Below are 17,422 nucleotides of genomic sequence, written 5' to 3' on the forward strand. Positions count from 1 at the left end.
GCTGCAACGAGACCTGATCATGGACGACCGCCAATACGCCTTCCTGGCCCGCCAGCCTTCTGCTGCCCTGCAAAACCGCAACCTGTTCTGGGGCATGCCCAAGCGCGGCCTGGCGTTCCTGTTGGCCAACGTCATGTTCTGGCAACCGCTGTGGGCCCAGGCCGATGGCATCGTGGTCAGTCGTCCGGGCACCAGCCTCGGCCAGGCGGGCAACGGCGTGCCCATCGTCAACATCGCCAAGCCCAATGGCAGCGGCCTGTCCCACAACCAGTTCAAGGACTACAACGTCGGCAGCAACGGCGTGATCCTCAACAACGCCACCAACCGCACCCAGTCCACGCAACTGGGCGGGATCATCCTCGGCAACCCGAACCTCAACGGCACGGCGGCCAAGGTCATTCTCAACGAAGTCAACGGCGGCAATCCCAGCCAGTTGCGCGGCTACACCGAAGTGGCGGGGAAATCGGCCCATGTCATCGTCGCCAACCCCTATGGCATCACCTGCAACGGCTGCGGCTTCATCAATACCCCACGGGCGACCCTGACCACCGGCAAGCCGGTCGTCGAGAATGGCCAGTTGAGCCGCTACCAGGTGGACCAGGGCAGCGTCGCCATCGAAGGCGCGGGCCTGAATGCGAACAACGTCGACCGCTTCGAAATCATCACCCGCAGCGCCAGGATCAACGCCGAGATCCAGGCGAAAAACCTGACCATCGTCACCGGGCGCAATGACGTCGATGCCGCCACCCTCAACGCCACTGCACGGGCCGATGACGGCAGCGACAAACCGCAACTGGCCATCGACTCCTCGGCCTTGGGCGGTATGTATGCCGGGGCGATCAAGCTGGTGGGCACCGAGGCCGGGGTCGGGGTGAAACTGGACGGCAAGCTGATTGCCAGTGGGGGGGATATCCAGCTCGATGCCAATGGGCATTTGAGCCTGGCGCAGACCAGCGCGGCCGGGGCTGTCGACCTCAAGGCGCAGAGCCTGGACGCTCGGGAAACGATCTATGCCGGCAGCCGCCTCCAGGCCACGACCCGAGGCGGCATTGACAACCGACGCGCCATGGCCGCGCGTGACAGCGTCACGCTGACGACCGCCGGCCAACTCAGCAACCTTGGCATCATCGAGGCGGGGGTCAATGCCGACAGCACTCGCAACCAGCTCGGCGATGTCGTCCTTGCGGCGGCTGCCCTCGATAACCGCGGGCAAGCCGTGATTGCCAGTCGCGACTTGAAAGCCACGACCACCCAGACCCTGGACAATCGCGGCGGTACCTTGTCTGCGACGAAAACCCTGACCGTCTACAGCAAGGCCCTCGACAACCGCGCCGGCACGCTGGTCAGCCAGGGCACATTGAACGCGACAGTCCTCGGGACGCTGGACAACCGCGGCAAGGGCACCCTCGCCAGCGGTGGCGAGCAGGCCCTGGTCGTCGGGACGTTGAAAAACAGTGAAGGCGTTGTCAGCGCCAAGGACTGGCTGAAGATCGAGGCGAAAACCCTCGATAACAGCCGCGGCAAGATCGCTTCGGACGCCGCCCTGACCGTTGGCGCAGGTGACGTTGACAATAGCGGCGGCCAAATCACCAGCCAGGCGGATACGGTCGCCACGCTGGACAGTTTCAAGCAGCAGGGCGGCAAGCTGGTCAGCCAGGGGAAACTGACACTGACAGCAAACCGCATCGATAACAGCGACGACGGCTATATCGCCTCGGTCAAGGCCATGGCCCTGACTGCCCACCAACACCTGCTCAACACTGGCAAGGCGATTATCAGTACCGAACAAGGCCTGACCATCGCTGGGGGAGAGGTCGATAACACCAACGGCAGCCTGCTCAGCCAGGATGACCTGAAGGTTGATATCGTGGGGGACCTTCTCAATCGGGACGGCAGCGCCATCGCCCAGGCCGGTAACGTCGATATCGAGGCGAGCAGCCTCGACAATCGTGGCGGCGTGCTGGCAACGGTCAATGGCTGGTTGAAAACCGCTCTCGACAAGGTACTGGACAACAGTCAATCGCTCACCGCCGGCGGTGACGCCGGATTGATCCAGGCCCAGTCCATCGACCTCGGCGCAACGCAGGCGGTGCTCAACAACGGCGGACAGGTGTCGGCCCTGTCCGGGGCGGCTGAAATCGGCACTGGCGCATTGCACAATCGCAACGGTGCCTTGCTTGCCAGGCAGGGGCTGGCGGTCCGTGCCCATGATCTGGATAACAGCAACGGACGCGTAGCGGCGGACACCATCGATTTCGGACTTGGGGCAGCACTCATCAACCAGGGCGGCCTGGTAGAGGGCAGCAATGGCCTGGCGATCCGGGCTGCATCGATCGACAATCAGCGCGGCAAGTTGCGTTCGGTGGGCCAGCGGGGAGCGGCGACCCTGGAGGTTGGCCAACTGCTGGACAACCAGAACGGCCTCATCGAGGCGGCCAGCCACGACCTGTCCTTGCAGATGACCGGTTTCCTGAACACTGATGGCAGCGTTCGCCATGTGGGCAGCGGCACCCTGGACGTGGACATCGCCAGGTTCAGTAACGTCGGCGGCAGCCTGACGACATCGGGTACCTTGACCGTCGACGCGGCCCGCTGGGATAACAGCTCGGCTATCCAGGCCGATGTCCTCGACCTGAAGGTCGGCCAGCTCAATCAATCCGACCGCGGTAGCCTGCTCGCCGTCAAAAGCCTGCTCGCCACGGGTGGCAACTGGAACAACGCAGGCGTCATTGGCAGCGATGAAGCCCTCGATCTGAGGCTGACCGGTGCCTATGTCGGCACGGGCAGCAGTCGGGCCAGCAGCCTCGGTCGGTTCGACTTGAGTGCGGCAAGCATCGATGTTTCGAGCGGCTCGCGCCTGGCTGGAGGTGGTGCTACCACCATCGGCAGCCTCGGCGCACTGAACAATGCCGGGCGGATCACCAGCGGCGACACGTTCTCCCTGACCGCCGCCCGCTTGACCAACACGGGCACGCTGGGCGGCGCCCGGGCGGTCGAACTGACCGCCGACGAGGCGCGCAACGATCATGGCCTGATCTTCAGCGGCGCGGACATGGGGCTGCGTTTCGATCGGTTCACCAACCATTTCGCCGATGTCTACAGCCTGGGGGCGCTGAATGTCGCGGCGCGGGACGGTGTGGCCCGCAGCGAACAGCTCGAGAACATCTCCGGCACCCTGGAATCGGCAAAGGACATGTCGCTGCGCAGCAATGTCCTGATCAACCGCAAGGACGTCTTTACCACCACCGATCAACTGGTGTCGGGTTCCATCAGCGTCAAATGCTACGACTGCAGCGGCGACCACCACAACGTCGACTACATCGCCAATGAAACCTACCAGAGCGTGGTGCTCCAGGACTCGGCCAGCGCCACCTTGATGAGCGGCGGCAAGCTGACCATCGACGGCCTTGCGGTAGCCAACCACCACAGCGTCATGGCCTCGGGCGCCGACCTGCTGATCAAGGCGAACAACTTTGCCAATGTCGGCGCCGCTGCCGGCTCCAGCGTCAGGACGCGGACCTGGAACACCGGCAGGGTGACCGACGGAACCGACGAGCGTTTCCGTTCGCGCTTCATCGTTCCCTACAACGCCCAGGCCAACCCCAAGGAAGTCCCGGTCGATGCACTCAACAGCTTCCGCCAGATGGCTGACATCACCACCGTGACACCGGGTGCGCCGATGGCGCCGGCGGTCGTTCAATCGGGGGGCAATATCGACATCCAGGCCACCCAGAAACTGGAAAACAGCAGCATCGTGCAGTTCCAGGCGCCATTGGCGGGGACGGCCAGAACAGCGGCGACGGACGTCGCCACCTCCACGCAGCCTGCGGTGGTGGTGCTCAACCCGCAGTTACCGCCCGACCTTGCGCAACAACAGGTCAACCCGACCGGCATGCCCGGGTTCAGCTTGCCAACGGGGGAGAATGGCCTGTTCCGCATCGTCGACAGCGCGGCTGCGGCGCAAGGCAGCCGTGACCAGAGCCGGGCCACCGTCCAGGGCTCGGATGCGAGCCGGGTCATTGTCGGGCCCAAGTACCTGATCGAAACCAACCCTGCGCTGACCGACCTCAGGCAGTTCCTGAGTTCGGACTACTTGCTGGGCAACCTGGGTTACGACCCCGACACCAGCTGGAAGCGCCTGGGCGATGGCCTGTACGAGCAGCGCCTGGTCCAGCAGGCGGTGCTTGCCCGCACCGGACAGCGATTCATCGCCGGACAGACCAGCGATGAAGGCGTGTTCAAGTACCTGATGAACAACGCCATCGCCAGCAAGGAACAACTGAACCTGGCCGTTGGCGTGACCCTCACGTCGCAGCAGGTCGCCGCGCTGACCCATGACATCGTCTGGATGGAAGACCAGGTGATCAATGGCGAGCATGTGCTGGTGCCGGTGCTCTACCTGGCCCAGGCCAACCGCCGGTTGATGGCCGATGGCGCGCTGATCCAGGGCAAGGACATCACGCTGATTGCCGGCACCGACCTCAAGAACGCCGGAACGCTGCACGCCAGCGAAAACCTCTCGGCGGCGGCTGGGAACAACCTGGTCAACACGCGCCTGGCCGAAGCCGGCGAGCGGCTCAAGCTGGTTGCCGGCAAAGACCTCGTCAACATCCAGGGCGGGATTCTCAAGGGCCAGGATGTCGAGCTGTCGACCTTGACCGGCGATATCCGCAACGACCGCACCGTCAGCATCATTGAAAACAGCGGCCAGGGTTTCAGCTCGAAAACCTCGGTGGTCGACAATGCCGCACGCATCGAGGCCGGCAACAACCTCACCGCGCGGGCGGCGGACGACCTGCTGAACGTGGGCGGCGCCATCACCGCAGGCAACGACATTGACCTGCGCGCGGGGGAAGACATCGTCATTTCCGCCGCCCGGGAAGAAAACGGCTCGATGCGCAAGGACAAGCGCCACTTCTGGGAACAGAGTCAGACCGTCCAGCATGCCAGTGAAATCAAGGCCGGCGGCGACCTGAATGCCACAGCCGGCAAAAACCTGACCGTCGTCGCCAGCCACCTCGAAGCCAAAGGCGATATCAACCTGACCGGCACCGACGTTTCCCTGATCTCGGCAGCGAACGAAGACGCCAGCGAATACCGCTACAAGCGCAGTGGCAAGAAGATCAACAAGGAAGAGGATCACGTCCAGCAGCAGGCGACCACCCTCAATGCGGGCGGGGATGTAGCGATTGCTGCGCGCAACAACCTGTCGGTGGTGGCGAGCAGGATTACGGCGGGTGACGAGGCTTACCTGGTTGCCGTTAAGCAGATAAGTCTGCTGGCTGAGCAGAATCGGGATTATTCGCTGTATGACATGAAGAAGAAGGGGGGATGGGGCAGTAACGCCGCAAGGCGGGATGAGGTGACTCAGATCACTCATATCGGCAGCGAGATCAAGGCCGGGGGCAACCTGAAACTGATCAGCGGTGGGGATCAGACCTACCAGGTGGCGAAGCTGCAAAGTGGCAATGACCTGACCCTAGACAGTGGTGGGCGAATCATCTTCGAGGGGGTCAAGGACTACCACGACGAAAGCCACACCAAGAGCAAAGGTGACCTGGCCTGGTACAAGATGAAAGGCGAGGGACGCACCGATGAAACCTTGCGCCAGAGCGAGCTTGTCGCCCAAGGACAGTTGGTCATCAAGGCCGTTGACGGCCTGCGTATCGACGTCAAGCAAGTCGATAAACAGAGTGTCAGCCAGACCATCGACGCGATGGTGAAGGCTGAACCGGGCCTGGCCTGGATGAAACAGGCCGAGGCGCGTGGCGACATCGACTGGCGTCAGGTGAAGGAAATCCACGACAGCTTCAAGTATGAAAACTCCGGTCTGGGTGCCGGAGCCAAAATCGCCATCGCGATTTTGATGTCGTTCATCATGGGCCCGGCCGGCTTCGGACTGTCAGGCACCAACCTTGCGGTAGCCACCAGCCTGAGTACCACCGCAGTCACCAGTACTATTGAGAACAAAGGCAACCTGGGTCGTGCGCTAAAGGAAACAGTGAGCGCCGATAGCTTGAAGAGTGCGGCGATTGCCGGTTTTACCGCCTATGCGTTCGAATACGCGGACAAAGAATGGTTTACCAGTGCCGACAGCGCCAATACTGCAACTCAAGGCGTCGAGCCGTCGGCGGGTTCGACGGGTTCGGCAAGTTCAGCATCAAGCGCGCGTAATTCATCCAAGGATATCTTCCGTTGGAGTAACGCGACTGACACGGCAGTCCGCACAACTGGGAAAGCGCTCATCTCCAGTAGCATTTCCACAGCGATTGGAGGCGGCAGCTTCGGCAGCAACTTCAATGCTGCCCTGCTGGGAGAGGCCGGCAATGTGGCGATGGCGACCGGTTTCAACTGGGTGGGCGATACCATCAAGTTCCCGGATGGCGGCCCTCAGAAAATTGTGGCCCACGCGATCATGGGTGGCCTGCTGGCTGAACTGACAGGCAGTGATTTCAAAACGGGGGCAGTCGCCGCCGGTTTGAACGAAGCGCTGATTCCCAGCATGGTCAAGGTGGCGGATAAAAACGAACATCTGCAACTGATGCTCTCGCAACTAACGGGGCTACTGGCTGCGGCCGCGGTCAACGGCGATCTCGATACAGGTTCGAAGATTGCCGAGAAAGCGACCGCGTTCAACTATCTGTTCCATGCGGAATTGGTGGAGAGAGAACAAAAGCTCAACAGCTGCACATCACCAGCTGATTGCCAATCCATCCGTGATTTTTACAACAACCTCGACACAGCCCGAAACCGGGAGTTTGGACAGTACTGCCTGCAGAATCCGGCGGGCTGTGCGCAGATTACGAAGCAGCTGGCGGATGAGATTTCGGCCAATGAAAAATTGCTGCATGACGGCAGAAGCTCAGGGCTGAATCGCTCGGTAGCACTTTGGGAAATCACGCGGAGTAACGAGCGGGCCATCAATACCGGCATTATCGAGAATACGCGTACCGAAAAAGGCGATGGCGCTGCATTACTGGCCGAGCTTGCGTCGGATGGATTGAGTCCGGATCGGGGATTGTTCGCGTCGACGGCTGGGGGGAAGGGTGGTACAACCGGGGTTAAGGTTGGGGTTGTTGGGGATAATAGTGCGAAAGGTGGGGCGAAGACACCACAAACTCTAGAGCAGATATCAAATCCCCCGCAGGCTCCTGTAATTCCATTCGGATGGATCAGTCGGCCAGGGAAAAATGGTGGGGAAATCTACTACCCACCTGGAACTGATCCGGCAAAAGGAGAGCACATCCGAGTTATGCCGCCTGGCTCATCACCTGTCCCGGGATATGAGAATGGATATTGGCGCTGGCAGAACTCCGGCAAGCAACCAATGAACCCCGCAACAGGCAAACCGGGGAAAGGTCAGGGGGATACACATGTTCCTCTTCTTCCTGACTCTTTGCCGCCGATTCGTCGTTGAAGCTATTTATCAATCAAGGTGGCGTATGTACTCATTACCGGCTGATTTTGACTTTTCACTGCTATCCGGCTGTTATCTGGAGATGGTATGTTTTGGTGTGCGAATGACGAAATTGGAATTTTCACGCCCCCAGATTTCTGCTGGCATCTCTCCATATAGAGTCTCTTTTTGTGTGGAAGGTGGTTTGAAATATGAAGTAAATGGCGTGTTAGGGCAAAGACGGTTTTCTGATTCATCCACAAGTGCGCCGTTATTGGATTTTTTGCTACAGGATGTCCTGTCGGTTAGAGAGGTTGAGGCAGCAGCGCTGCAGATACTATTTAACTCAGGCGACAGTATTGTTGTTGAACCGGATAACGACAGTGGTTATGAGGCTTATACAATTTACTTGGATTCCGGTGATGTAGTGGTTGTTTGAAGCGGTTAGAAAAGGTGGCGAAAAAAGAGGCAAATTTATTTGTCATGCTGGTAAATAAATCTGTCCTTATTTTTTGTCCCCTTTTTTTATTTTTTTGCTTCAGTAACAGCGACTCGGTGATTAACGCCCATAGAGATTTGGGGGATGCCAAACGCGATGGTGAATGTTTGATCAAGGGTTGTGTGCCGGCGGTCTACATTATAGAGTAAAGAAATAAAGGTGTTTTATGGGGCCTGAAAAGTACGAGTTGTTGAATAGCGTTCCAGGGCATGCAGATTATGCCGTGAGCGCAGGGGACTTGGATCCGGAGGATATCCCGCAGGAAAGAATTAGTGCTGTGCTAGATCTGCTTCGTAATGCTAGTAATGATGAGGAGAGATTTTTTGCCGCAAAATTACTGACTAGTTTGGGCATCCATGAAGGCTTGATTGCTTTGGAAGCAAGTATGGAAAAGCCAGAGCAAATCGAGGGGATTTATTCTCATCGGGTATATGGGTACGACGATACTTATTACCAGATACTCTTGGCTGTTACTCGGTATTTTTCCAACGTGGCTGATCGTGGGGATATCGAAGTTGCTAGGGCTCAGATATATTCTATCCTTTCAAAAATCATTGCTTTAGCAAGTAGTAAATCTTCGAAATAGCCAAGATTTTTGATTTTGTGAGGCGTGAGAATTACACGGAATATGTGCCTCTTATTGAAAATCATCTTATTGCTATAATCGATAAGCCCGAGGTGCATCGCTGGAAAGTCTATGACGCTATTGAATTTCTGACAGATTTTAATTCAGATTTCATTGCATCTTTATTGAAAGATAAAAATAAGTCGATTGATGATTATAGGCCAGGAACGTAAGGTGGACGAAAAGGGGGCAGATTTGAATGGCACTTCCTTAGCGGCTAAGCGATTGAACTGAAAGCGAAAAATTAAGAGGGGCTGGTCTTGGTCTACGGTGATAGTTGCGAACACACACCAGCGAACCAAGGACACAGCCCCAATGGATCGTAGACGGCAAATTCTTCAGCATCAATGAACGAAAAGGGGACAGATTTATTTGTCATGCTGGTAAATAAATCTGTCCCCTTTTTTACTGTCCCCTTTTTTACTTTTTTAGATAAGAAGATCTGTGAAAAATTACCTTGTTCCCGCTCCATTGCGATAGGTAGGTGTGATGAGGTACGAAAATATTAGACATATGCTTAGAACGGTTTTTTCTTCTGATTTTTGTTTTTCAGAAGATGTGGCAATAAGTATATATGTCAGAAGCATGGCGTCGAGTGGTAAAAGAAGCGAGATTAGGCGGGAGTTGTTGGAGGCTTTTAATGAAGAGACCTTATCTTGGCGAGATATCCTTGTGAACGATGAATACGAAGTTTTGGATTTTGAAAGCGAAGAGGACGCCAAGGCCTACGTGATACGGGTGCTGTGGGATCCGCTGGAATATTGATTATATAGTGAAACTTTCCGCGGAGTGAGGGGGGAGGAAAATGGAAGTAAGTCGCCGGCTACCTAATGGAGAGAATATAACCATTTACTACCAATGCAACTCCGTCACCGATAAAACATATGATATGAAATTCACAACGCCGCAACAGCTGCCGCCTGCGCTGCAGTCCGGAAGAACTATTGACTTGTTTAGATGAAAAGGGGGCGGATTTATTTTTTGTGCTGGTAATAAATCTGTCCCTTTTTTTGTCAGTGCATTATTTTCAGAGCGAAAGTGGGAAGGTTTTTAATGTGAAAACGAAACCAGGTTGGAGCAATAATTAAGTGAAAAAGTATGTCCTTGGTGTTTGAAGTGTTTGAGGCTGAAGAGTCTGCTAGATTTGTCTGTACTTTGGCGATAGGTCTGTTGACTTCTGTGCGAAATGGTGCGATGTCTTTGGGCGAAGCTGAACGGCTTCTGTTTTCACCAAGGACCTCAAAAGCGTTGAGAGAAAAAGGAATTTCTCTGGAGCTTAGTGAGCTGATAATGGATTGCTGTGAGTTGGAGGATGTGCTCAATTTGGTGCCGTCAAAATTTAATAGTAGCTTACAAAACATGTCGGATAAATTCATGGTTTTCTTAGAGAATTCAACGGCTCGAGTAACGGATATGAATTTTTTGGAGATAAGATAGTAGCAAAAAAAGAAGATGGGGAAGGGGCGGATTAATTTTTCGTGCCGCTATATGGTGAAAAGGGGAAAGATTTATTTGTTGTGCTGGTAAATAAATCTGTCCCCTTTTTTCTTTGGATCTAACTCGGGCTCCGGATGGACTGCGCAAATAAAAATAGGTGGGAAGTTGTTAGGTCAGGATGGGGTGCTTTATAAAAAGGCGTCGAATATTACACATATCCCGATGGATTTTAGATGAAAGATATCTCTTATTATTCTGCTCTGCCAGATGGTATGACTGAAGCTGAGCTGTATTTGGAGTTTGTTGAGGTTGTGGGCTGCTTTGAGAATTCAGAGTGCAGTGGTTATGTGTTTTTAGCTGCTCTGTCAGAGCTCAGTGAGCGACAGTGGCATACGTACTCGTTACTCTGTGATAAGTTGAGAGGGAGGATAGAAGGTTCGCTTAAAAATCTTTGGGATGGGCGTAATTTGGAGGCTGCTCAGGTAATTGTCTCTGTGGTTGCGTATTTAGGTCTGGAGGGGTTGTTCGCATTTATATGTTCTCAGGCAAGTAAAAGTCTGTCTGATGAAGTAAGTGCTGAAGTAAAGTCCGCCATTGCTGAATTTGGATCTTCGGTTGGGGATCCTTTTAGTGGGATGCGATAGGGTTGGAAGGGGGAGTAAGGGGGTAACTAATTTTTTACTGGTTCGTTAATCGATCTGCCCTGTTTTCTCGTACTTGTGAAGGGGTATTAAATGTTTTTACGATATTGTCGTTGGATTGCCGGAATGTGCGTTTTTGCCGCAATAGCCGAATCTATTTTATTTGGCTTGCGGATTTATATCGGCAGTGTGAAAAGGGGGCGGATTTATTTTTTGTGCTGGTAAATAAATCTGTCCCCCTTTTTTCTTTTTTGAAGAACTGGAAATAATGTACTCACAAGCCGATCTTGCAACGGATTTAGAAAAAACATTGGTTGATGGTTTCGAGATTTTTAGGATTTCGAAAGCCGCATTTGAAATATATCAAAATCATGGCTTAGAAATAACTGCGCCCATGGATCGAGTGCTCCTCACGCTGATTGCAATGGAAGAGGGTGAGGAATTTGAGTTGACTGAAGCTGAGTTTTTGGCTCTGATTTCAGAGATAAAAACTATGTAGATAAGGCGAAATTTACTGTGACGCTATGTAAGCCACAAAAAACGGGACAGATTTATTTTGCAGGGATGGGTTGGCTTTTAGCCTTGATTTGAGGCCGGCTAATGGGTGTCCACATTCTTCTGCATTCTTCTGCATTCTTCGATTCTTCAGTCCCCATTCTTCATAAGCGCGGTCTGTTGTCCCAACGGAGATCCCATCCGTTGGGCGTTATGACAAAGGACACGAGCTCCCCCTGAACCCTCTCAGCCAACCCAGCCAACTGCCGTTTTCGGAATGACCTCGGACTCGTCGAGCTTGGATGCAAACATGCTCACGGCTTCGAGTGCGTCTGTCGTCCCGGTGCGGATCTGTACGATGACCGATCCGGCCTGGTCCGCCAGGGTCACGCCGCGCAGGGCGCCTTCGTGGGTGACGTTCATGCTTGCGACGGCTTCGCGGGTTTCGGAGAGGATCATGCCGATCATCTCGGCGATCTCCGCTGTCGAGCGGCTTGTACGCCCTGCCAGCTGGCGGACCTCGTCGGCCACCACTGCGAAGCCTCGACCCTGGTCTCCCGCTCGCGCGGCCTCGATGGCGGCATTGAGGGCCAACAGGTTGGTCTGGTCGGCGATGCCGCGGATGGTGTTGACGATGGCGGTGATTTCCTCGGAGCGCGATCCCAGTTGCCCGACCAGGCGCGCGGAGGCGCCGATGTTGTCGGCGATCTGACGCATTTCCTTGGCTGTCTGGTGGATAACCTCGGCACCCTGTTCGGCCACTCGTTCGGTCTCGGCGGAGATGTGGTAGGCGCGGGAGGCTCCGCGAGAGTCTTCCTCGAACTTCTCGACTCGTTCGGTGATGTCGCTTGCGAACTTCACGATCTTGCACAACTTGCCCTCGGCGTCGTAGACCGGGTTGTAGCTGGCCTCCAGCCAGACGACCTTGCCGTGCTTGCCGAGACGCTTGTATTGACCGCTGAAGAATTCCCCGGCGTTCAGGCGCCGCCAGAAATCACTATATTCCGAACTGCTTACCAGGTTTGGCTCACAGAACATCCGGTGATGTTTGCCCTGGAGTTCGGTCAAGTTGTAGTTCATGACCCTCAGGAAGTTGTCGTTCGCGGTGAGGATGTGGCCGCTGAGGTCAAATTCGATCACCGCCATGGCACGATCAAGTGCCGCCAACTTGCCGCGGATTTCCGCCTCGTTCGCGACCTTGGCAGTGACATCAAGGGCGTACTTCACCACTTTCACCACGCGGTTGTGCTCATCCACCACGGGGTTGTAGCTGGCTTCCAGCCATACGTTCTGGCCACGCCCGCTACGGCGCTGGAAGGTCCCGGAAACGAATTGACCGGCGCGCAACTGATTCCAGAATTCGCGGTACTCAGCGCTGCCCGCCAGCGCCGGGGTGCAGAAGTCCCGATGCGACAGACTGGCCAACTGCTCCGCACGGTAACCCATGGTATTGAGGAAGTTTTCGTTTGCGCGAAGCACCTTGCCGTCGGGACTGAACTCGACCACGGCCATCGACCGTTCCAAGGCACCCACCAGTCCTTTGTATGTCGTTAATTCGGCTGTCCTAGCCGTCAGTTCACTTTTTAGAATTTTGTTAAACATGACGTACCCTCGACGAACCCAGAAATGACTGGACCATGTCTCGGTATCGACTCGCTGACAGCGGAACTGAAGGGGATGGCCTAATCATGTTTCGGCGCCAAAAGGCGCCTTGTCCAATGATCCGGTTCTAAAGGTCCACAAAAAGAAGGGTTAATGCTTGCAGGTGTTGTCGCGAGGTAGTGCCAGCAATGCTCCGCGAGCCGGTGGCAGGGGCGGAGCAAGGCGAGCACTCCCGTCCGGGATGCGGGAGTGCTCGAAGAGTCAGAGGCTGAAGCGCCCCACCATGCTGTTCAGGTCCACGGCCAGGCGAGACAACTCGGCGCTGGCGGCGCTGGTCTGATTGGCGCCGGTGGCCGATTGCACCGACAGATCGCGGATGTTCACCAGGTTGCGGTCCACTTCACGTGCCACCTGGGCCTGTTCTTCGGCGGCGCTGGCGATCACCAGGTTACGCTCGTTGATCTCCAGGATGGCCGCGTTGATGGTGTCCAGGGACATGCCGGCGCCACGCGCGATGTTGAGTGTGGACTCGGCGCGCTCGGTGCTGTTGCGCATGGAGTCCACGGCCTGTTCGGTGCCGTTCTGGATGCTGCCGATCATGCGTTCGATCTCGCTGGTCGACTGCTGGGTGCGATGGGCCAGGGCACGTACTTCGTCCGCCACCACCGCGAAACCGCGACCGGCCTCGCCGGCACGGGCCGCCTCGATGGCCGCGTTGAGCGCCAGCAGGTTGGTCTGGTCGGCCAGGCCACGGATCACGTCCAGGACCTTGCCGATGTCGCGGGATTCATCGGCCAGGTTGCCGATCAGCGTGGCGGTGCTCTGCACGTCGGCGCTCATGCGCTCGATGGCGCCGACAGTCTCCTGCACCAGGTCCCGGCCGTCGCCGGCGGAGGTGGTGGCATTTTTCGAGGCTTCGGAAGTGCTGACCGCGTTGCGCGCCACTTCTTCCACGGCGCTGGTCATTTCATTGACGGCAGTGGCGGCCTGTTCGATCTCGTCGTTCTGCTGGGTCAGGCCACGGGCGCTTTCGTCGGTAACGCTGTTGAGTTCTTCGGCGGCGGAGGCCAATTGCGTGGCCGAGCCGGAAATCCGCTGCAGGGTATCGCGCAGTTTTTCCTGCATGGTGGACATCGCCCGCAGCAGGCGACCGGCTTCGTCGCTGCCATCGACCACGATCGGCCGGGTCAGGTTGCCCTTGGCGATTTCTTCGGCGGCATCCAGGGCGTTGGCGATCGGCCGGGTGATGCTGTTGGTCAGCAGCCAGGCGAACAGCAGGGTCAGGCCGGTGGCAACCACCAGCAGGGTGACGACCCAGTTGAACGCTGTCGAGTACTGTTGCGCCGCGCCCTGATTGAAATCATCGGCTTGCTGGTTGTTGATTTCCAGCAGGCGGCCGAGTACTGCGTTGATGGCTTCGGAGTTGTTCTGCAGTTCAGTGTTGAGCAGTGCCCGCAACTCATCGACCTGATTGTTGCGCGACAGGGTTTTCATCCGCTCTTCGAGTTGGCGGTATTGCCCCAGCAGTTGCACGTACTGGTCATAGGCCGCTCGTTCTTCGGTAGCGCTGATGAGTTTTTCGTAAGCACTCCGGGCATCGCGAATCTGCTGGTTGCGTTGCTCGAACAGCTCGAAGGTTTTCTGCTGGATATCCGGTTCGCGGTTGGTCAGCAGGCGATAGGACAATACCCGCAGGCGCAAGGTGAGCTGGGTGAATTCATTCAAGGCCTGGATGCTGGGTACGCTGTTCTGGGCGATGTTTTCGCTGGATGCGCGGATCTTGCTCATCTGGGTCAGGGCGAATACCCCGAGGGCCAGCATCAGGGCGCCGATCAGGGCAAAGCCCAGGAACGCCCGCGGCGCGATGTTCATATTACGTAGAGACATGGAATGTACCGAGAAGGCGCGCCCGTGCGGGCTGTGGCTGGTGTTAATTGCCTTATCGGACATGCGACTGAAGTCTTGAGTGGGATGGGCCCTTTTGTCGCAGCACTACCCTGGCCAGGCGACGAAGGGTAGGAACCGGACTGCTCATTCACAGTCTTTACCACTCGCGAGCGAAGCACCGCCGCCCGTAAATCGTGGCGTCGGCGGTGACTTTTCTTTATCGTACGCGCCCCCTGGAAAAGCCTGGAAATCAATATGTTGGAAACATCCCTCAGCCAACTGGAGCAACTGGTCAACGACCTGGTGCAACAGAACCGCCACCTCGCCGGCCTGAACGAAACCCTGAGTGCGGAACTTGCCAGGGCCAAGGATGAAAACGAGAGCCTGCAATTGAGCCTGATGGAACAGGAAGAACTGCACGGGGCCACTGCGGCCCGCATCCAGGCGCTCATCGAGCGCGCCAGCGCAGGTCCCGTCGGCGCATGAGGCAGGGTGCCGATGGGGTGACAGTCATCTCGATCCTGGGAGAAGACTATTCAATCAAGGCCCCGACCGGACAGGAACAGGCGCTGCTGGACGCCGCGGCGATGCTCAAGGCCGCCCTGGCCGACACGAAGCGAAAATACCCGACGCTGATCGGTGATCGCCTGCTGGTGCTGGCGGCCATGAACCTGTGTTCGCAGCAGATCGAAATGCAGAAGCAGCATCGCGCCGAGCTCGACCGTTACCAGGAGCAGGTCAGCGCCACGGTCGATGTGATCGCCAAGACGATTCAGCAGGCCTGAACCTGCGACTGGCTTGAGAAGCAGCAGGCTCGCTCCACGGTGACTGTGTTCACCGAGGATCAAGTGCAGGAGTGAGCCTGCTGGGCGATCGGTCTCCGAGCGCGCTGCAGATCTCTTCTCAGAACCACTCATCCCGCATCGTCAGGCACGTATCGTCCCGCGCCTCGAGCAGTGTCAGCTCGTGCTGGCATCCTGGTACTTCCCAGGTAAGGAAGTAGCGCGCCGCTTGTAGCTTGCCTTTGTAGAAAGCCACGTCCGCCGGGTTGCCTGCGAGCAGGCCTTGCTCGGCGCGAATGGCCTGTTCCAGCCAGCGCCAGCCGATCACCATGTGACCGAATACCTTGAGGTAAAGAGCCGAGTTGGCGAGGCTGCTGTTGACCTTGCCCTGGGCCATGTCCGTAAGCAGCCCCAGTGTGACTGTCTGCAGGCGTGCTACCAGAGCTTCCAGCGGTTGACGAAGCGCATTCAATGACTCATACGCCTGGGCGCGCTCGGTGGTATCGGCCACCAGGCGGATCAACTGCTTGAGTCCGGCGCCGCCGTTCTGTGCCAGCTTGCGGCCCAGCAGGTCCAGGGACTGGATGCCATGGGTGCCCTCGTGGATCGGGTTCAGGCGGTTGTCGCGATAATACTGCTCCACCGGATACTCCCGGGTGTAGCCGTGTCCCCCCAGAATCTGGATCGCCAGTTCATTGGCCTTCAGGCAGAACTCCGATGGCCAGGATTTGACGATCGGGGTCAGCAAGTCCAGCAATTCATGGGCTCGTCGGCGTTCGGCTTCGCTGTCGAGTGTGGTGGTGTCATCGAACAGCCGGGCCGCGTACAGGCCCAGGTCGAACGAACCTTCGACGTAGGCCTTTTGCGTCAGCAGCATGCGACGCACGTCGGCGTGCTGGATGATCGCCACGGGAGCGGTGGTCGGGTCCTTGCTGTCGGGCACCCGGCCTTGCGGACGTTCGCGGGCATATTCCAGGGAATACAGGTAGCCGGCGTAACCCAGCATCACCGCGCCCATGCCGACGCCGATCCGGGCCTCATTCATCATCTGGAACATATAGCTCAGGCCGTGGTGCGGTTTGCCCACCAGGTAAGCGATGCATTCGTCGTTGTCGCCAAAGTTCAGTGCCGTGGAAGTGGTGCCGCGCCAACCCATCTTGTGGAACAGCCCGGCCAGCAGCACATCGTTGCGCTTGCCAAGGCTGCCGTCGTCGTTGACCAGGAACTTGGGCACGATGAACAACGAGATCCCCTTGACCCCGGGTGGCGCGTCCGGCAGCTTCGCCAGGACCATGTGCACGATGTTTTCCGCCAGCGGGTGATCGCCGCCGGAAATGAAGATCTTGTTGCCCTTGAGCCGGTAGGTGCCGTCGGGTGCCGGTTCCGCACGGGTACGGATATCCGACAGCGAAGAGCCGGCGTGGGGTTCGGTGAGGGCCATGGTGCCGAAGAAGCGACCATCGATCATCGGCTGCAGGAAGCGTCGCTTCTGGGCTTCGTCGCCGAAGCTTTCGATCAGGTTCGCCGCGCCCATGGTCAGGAACGGATAGGACGTCGATGCGGCGTTGGCCGACTGGAAGTGGGCGAAGCAGGCTTGGGACAGCAGCGTCGGCAACTGCATGCCGCCAGCCTCGAAACTGCGCGCGGCATTGAGGAAACCGGCTTCGAGGAAAGCGTCCACCGCCGGTTTCACCTCGGGAATCAGGATTGCCTGGCCGTTCTCATAGCGCGGTTCGTTCTCGTCATTCTTGCGGTTGTGCGGCGCGAAATATTTCTCGGCAATGCTGCGGGCTGTGCCGATGGCTGCGTCGAAGGTTTCGCGGTTGTGTTCGGCAAACCGTTCGCGCTGGGTCAGCCCCTCGGCATCAAGGACTTCGTACAGCTCGAAAGCCAGATTGCGGGAACTGAGCAACGTCTCGGACATGGCGGCCTACCTTGTTTTGGGATGGGCCGAGTCTAGGTGTGAGGCAGGAGGGTGAACAGCAAGATTGATTTGGGTGATGGAGTGGCAGAACGCAGGGGGTGATCTGACGCGTAAAAAATGTGGGAGCGAGCTTG

11 protein-coding genes and 3 pseudogenes are annotated in these 17,422 nt (G+C 57.2%); 9 read left to right on the forward strand and 5 right to left on the reverse strand.

Going from position 1 to position 17,422, the window contains the following annotated elements:
• The first annotated feature begins 19 nt into the window (after positions 1–19).
• The 7 genes and pseudogenes from AC1M7R_RS13550 (at position 20) to AC1M7R_RS13580 (ending at position 11,097) form a co-directional block, all read left to right on the forward strand.
• Positions 20–7,417 (forward strand): two-partner secretion domain-containing protein, encoded by a 7,398-nt coding sequence (locus AC1M7R_RS13550; RefSeq protein WP_490610459.1) that lies wholly within the window; start codon positions 20–22, stop codon positions 7,415–7,417.
• The gene (locus AC1M7R_RS13555; RefSeq protein ID WP_143007951.1) at positions 7,374–7,835 is read left to right on the forward strand and encodes a hypothetical protein; all 462 of its coding nucleotides are present in this window, start codon (positions 7,374–7,376) and stop codon (positions 7,833–7,835) included. The genes AC1M7R_RS13550 and AC1M7R_RS13555 overlap by 44 nt, the downstream gene beginning before the upstream one ends.
• A 226-nt stretch (positions 7,836–8,061) precedes the next feature.
• Positions 8,062–8,693: pseudogene (locus AC1M7R_RS13560) on the forward strand (hypothetical protein).
• A 316-nt stretch (positions 8,694–9,009) separates the two neighbouring features.
• Positions 9,010–9,285, forward strand: a complete 276-nt coding sequence (locus tag AC1M7R_RS13565) for a hypothetical protein (protein ID WP_072398572.1) — start codon at positions 9,010–9,012, stop codon at positions 9,283–9,285.
• 333 nt (positions 9,286–9,618) lie between these two features.
• On the forward strand, positions 9,619–9,957 hold the full coding sequence (locus AC1M7R_RS13570) for a DUF3969 family protein (protein WP_072398570.1): 339 nt from the start codon (positions 9,619–9,621) through the stop codon (positions 9,955–9,957).
• Between the two features lie 233 nt (positions 9,958–10,190).
• Entirely contained in the window at positions 10,191–10,601 is a 411-nt protein-coding gene (locus AC1M7R_RS13575; protein WP_072398569.1) for a hypothetical protein, read from the forward strand.
• A gap of 265 nt (positions 10,602–10,866) precedes the next feature.
• Entirely contained in the window at positions 10,867–11,097 is a 231-nt protein-coding gene (locus AC1M7R_RS13580; RefSeq protein ID WP_123595731.1) for a hypothetical protein, read from the forward strand.
• A gap of 242 nt (positions 11,098–11,339) precedes the next feature.
• Here AC1M7R_RS13580 and AC1M7R_RS13585 read toward each other — a convergent pair whose 3' ends face one another.
• From AC1M7R_RS13585 to AC1M7R_RS13600, 4 genes and pseudogenes are all read right to left on the reverse strand, one after another.
• The gene (locus AC1M7R_RS13585) at positions 11,340–11,954 is read right to left on the reverse strand and encodes a methyl-accepting chemotaxis protein (RefSeq protein ID WP_371128600.1); all 615 of its coding nucleotides are present in this window, start codon (positions 11,952–11,954) and stop codon (positions 11,340–11,342) included.
• 21 nt (positions 11,955–11,975) lie between these two features.
• Positions 11,976–12,695: pseudogene (locus tag AC1M7R_RS13590) on the reverse strand (PAS domain-containing protein); the annotation flags it as partial.
• A 261-nt stretch (positions 12,696–12,956) separates the two neighbouring features.
• On the reverse strand, positions 12,957–13,829 hold the full coding sequence (locus AC1M7R_RS13595) for a methyl-accepting chemotaxis protein (protein ID WP_371128601.1): 873 nt from the start codon (positions 13,827–13,829) through the stop codon (positions 12,957–12,959).
• Positions 13,830–13,859: 30 nt separating this feature from the next.
• Positions 13,860–14,645: pseudogene (locus tag AC1M7R_RS13600) on the reverse strand (MCP four helix bundle domain-containing protein); the annotation flags it as partial.
• 192 nt (positions 14,646–14,837) lie between these two features.
• On the opposite strand from AC1M7R_RS13600, the gene AC1M7R_RS13605 reads away from it, so the two are divergent.
• Positions 14,838–15,068 (forward strand): hypothetical protein, encoded by a 231-nt coding sequence (locus tag AC1M7R_RS13605; RefSeq protein ID WP_072398566.1) that lies wholly within the window; start codon positions 14,838–14,840, stop codon positions 15,066–15,068.
• Positions 15,065–15,367: a cell division protein ZapA gene (locus AC1M7R_RS13610; protein WP_072398565.1), complete on the forward strand. Its 303-nt coding sequence runs from the start codon at positions 15,065–15,067 to the stop codon at positions 15,365–15,367. Before AC1M7R_RS13605 ends, AC1M7R_RS13610 begins: the two co-directional genes overlap by 4 nt.
• Positions 15,368–15,485: 118 nt before the next feature.
• Here the strand turns inward: AC1M7R_RS13610 and AC1M7R_RS13615 are convergent, their stop codons facing one another.
• On the reverse strand, positions 15,486–17,288 hold the full coding sequence (locus AC1M7R_RS13615; protein ID WP_490610460.1) for an acyl-CoA dehydrogenase: 1,803 nt from the start codon (positions 17,286–17,288) through the stop codon (positions 15,486–15,488).
• Positions 17,289–17,422 lie beyond the last annotated feature (134 nt).

The sequence above is a fragment of the Pseudomonas sp. MS01C9 genome (assembly GCF_058202755.1).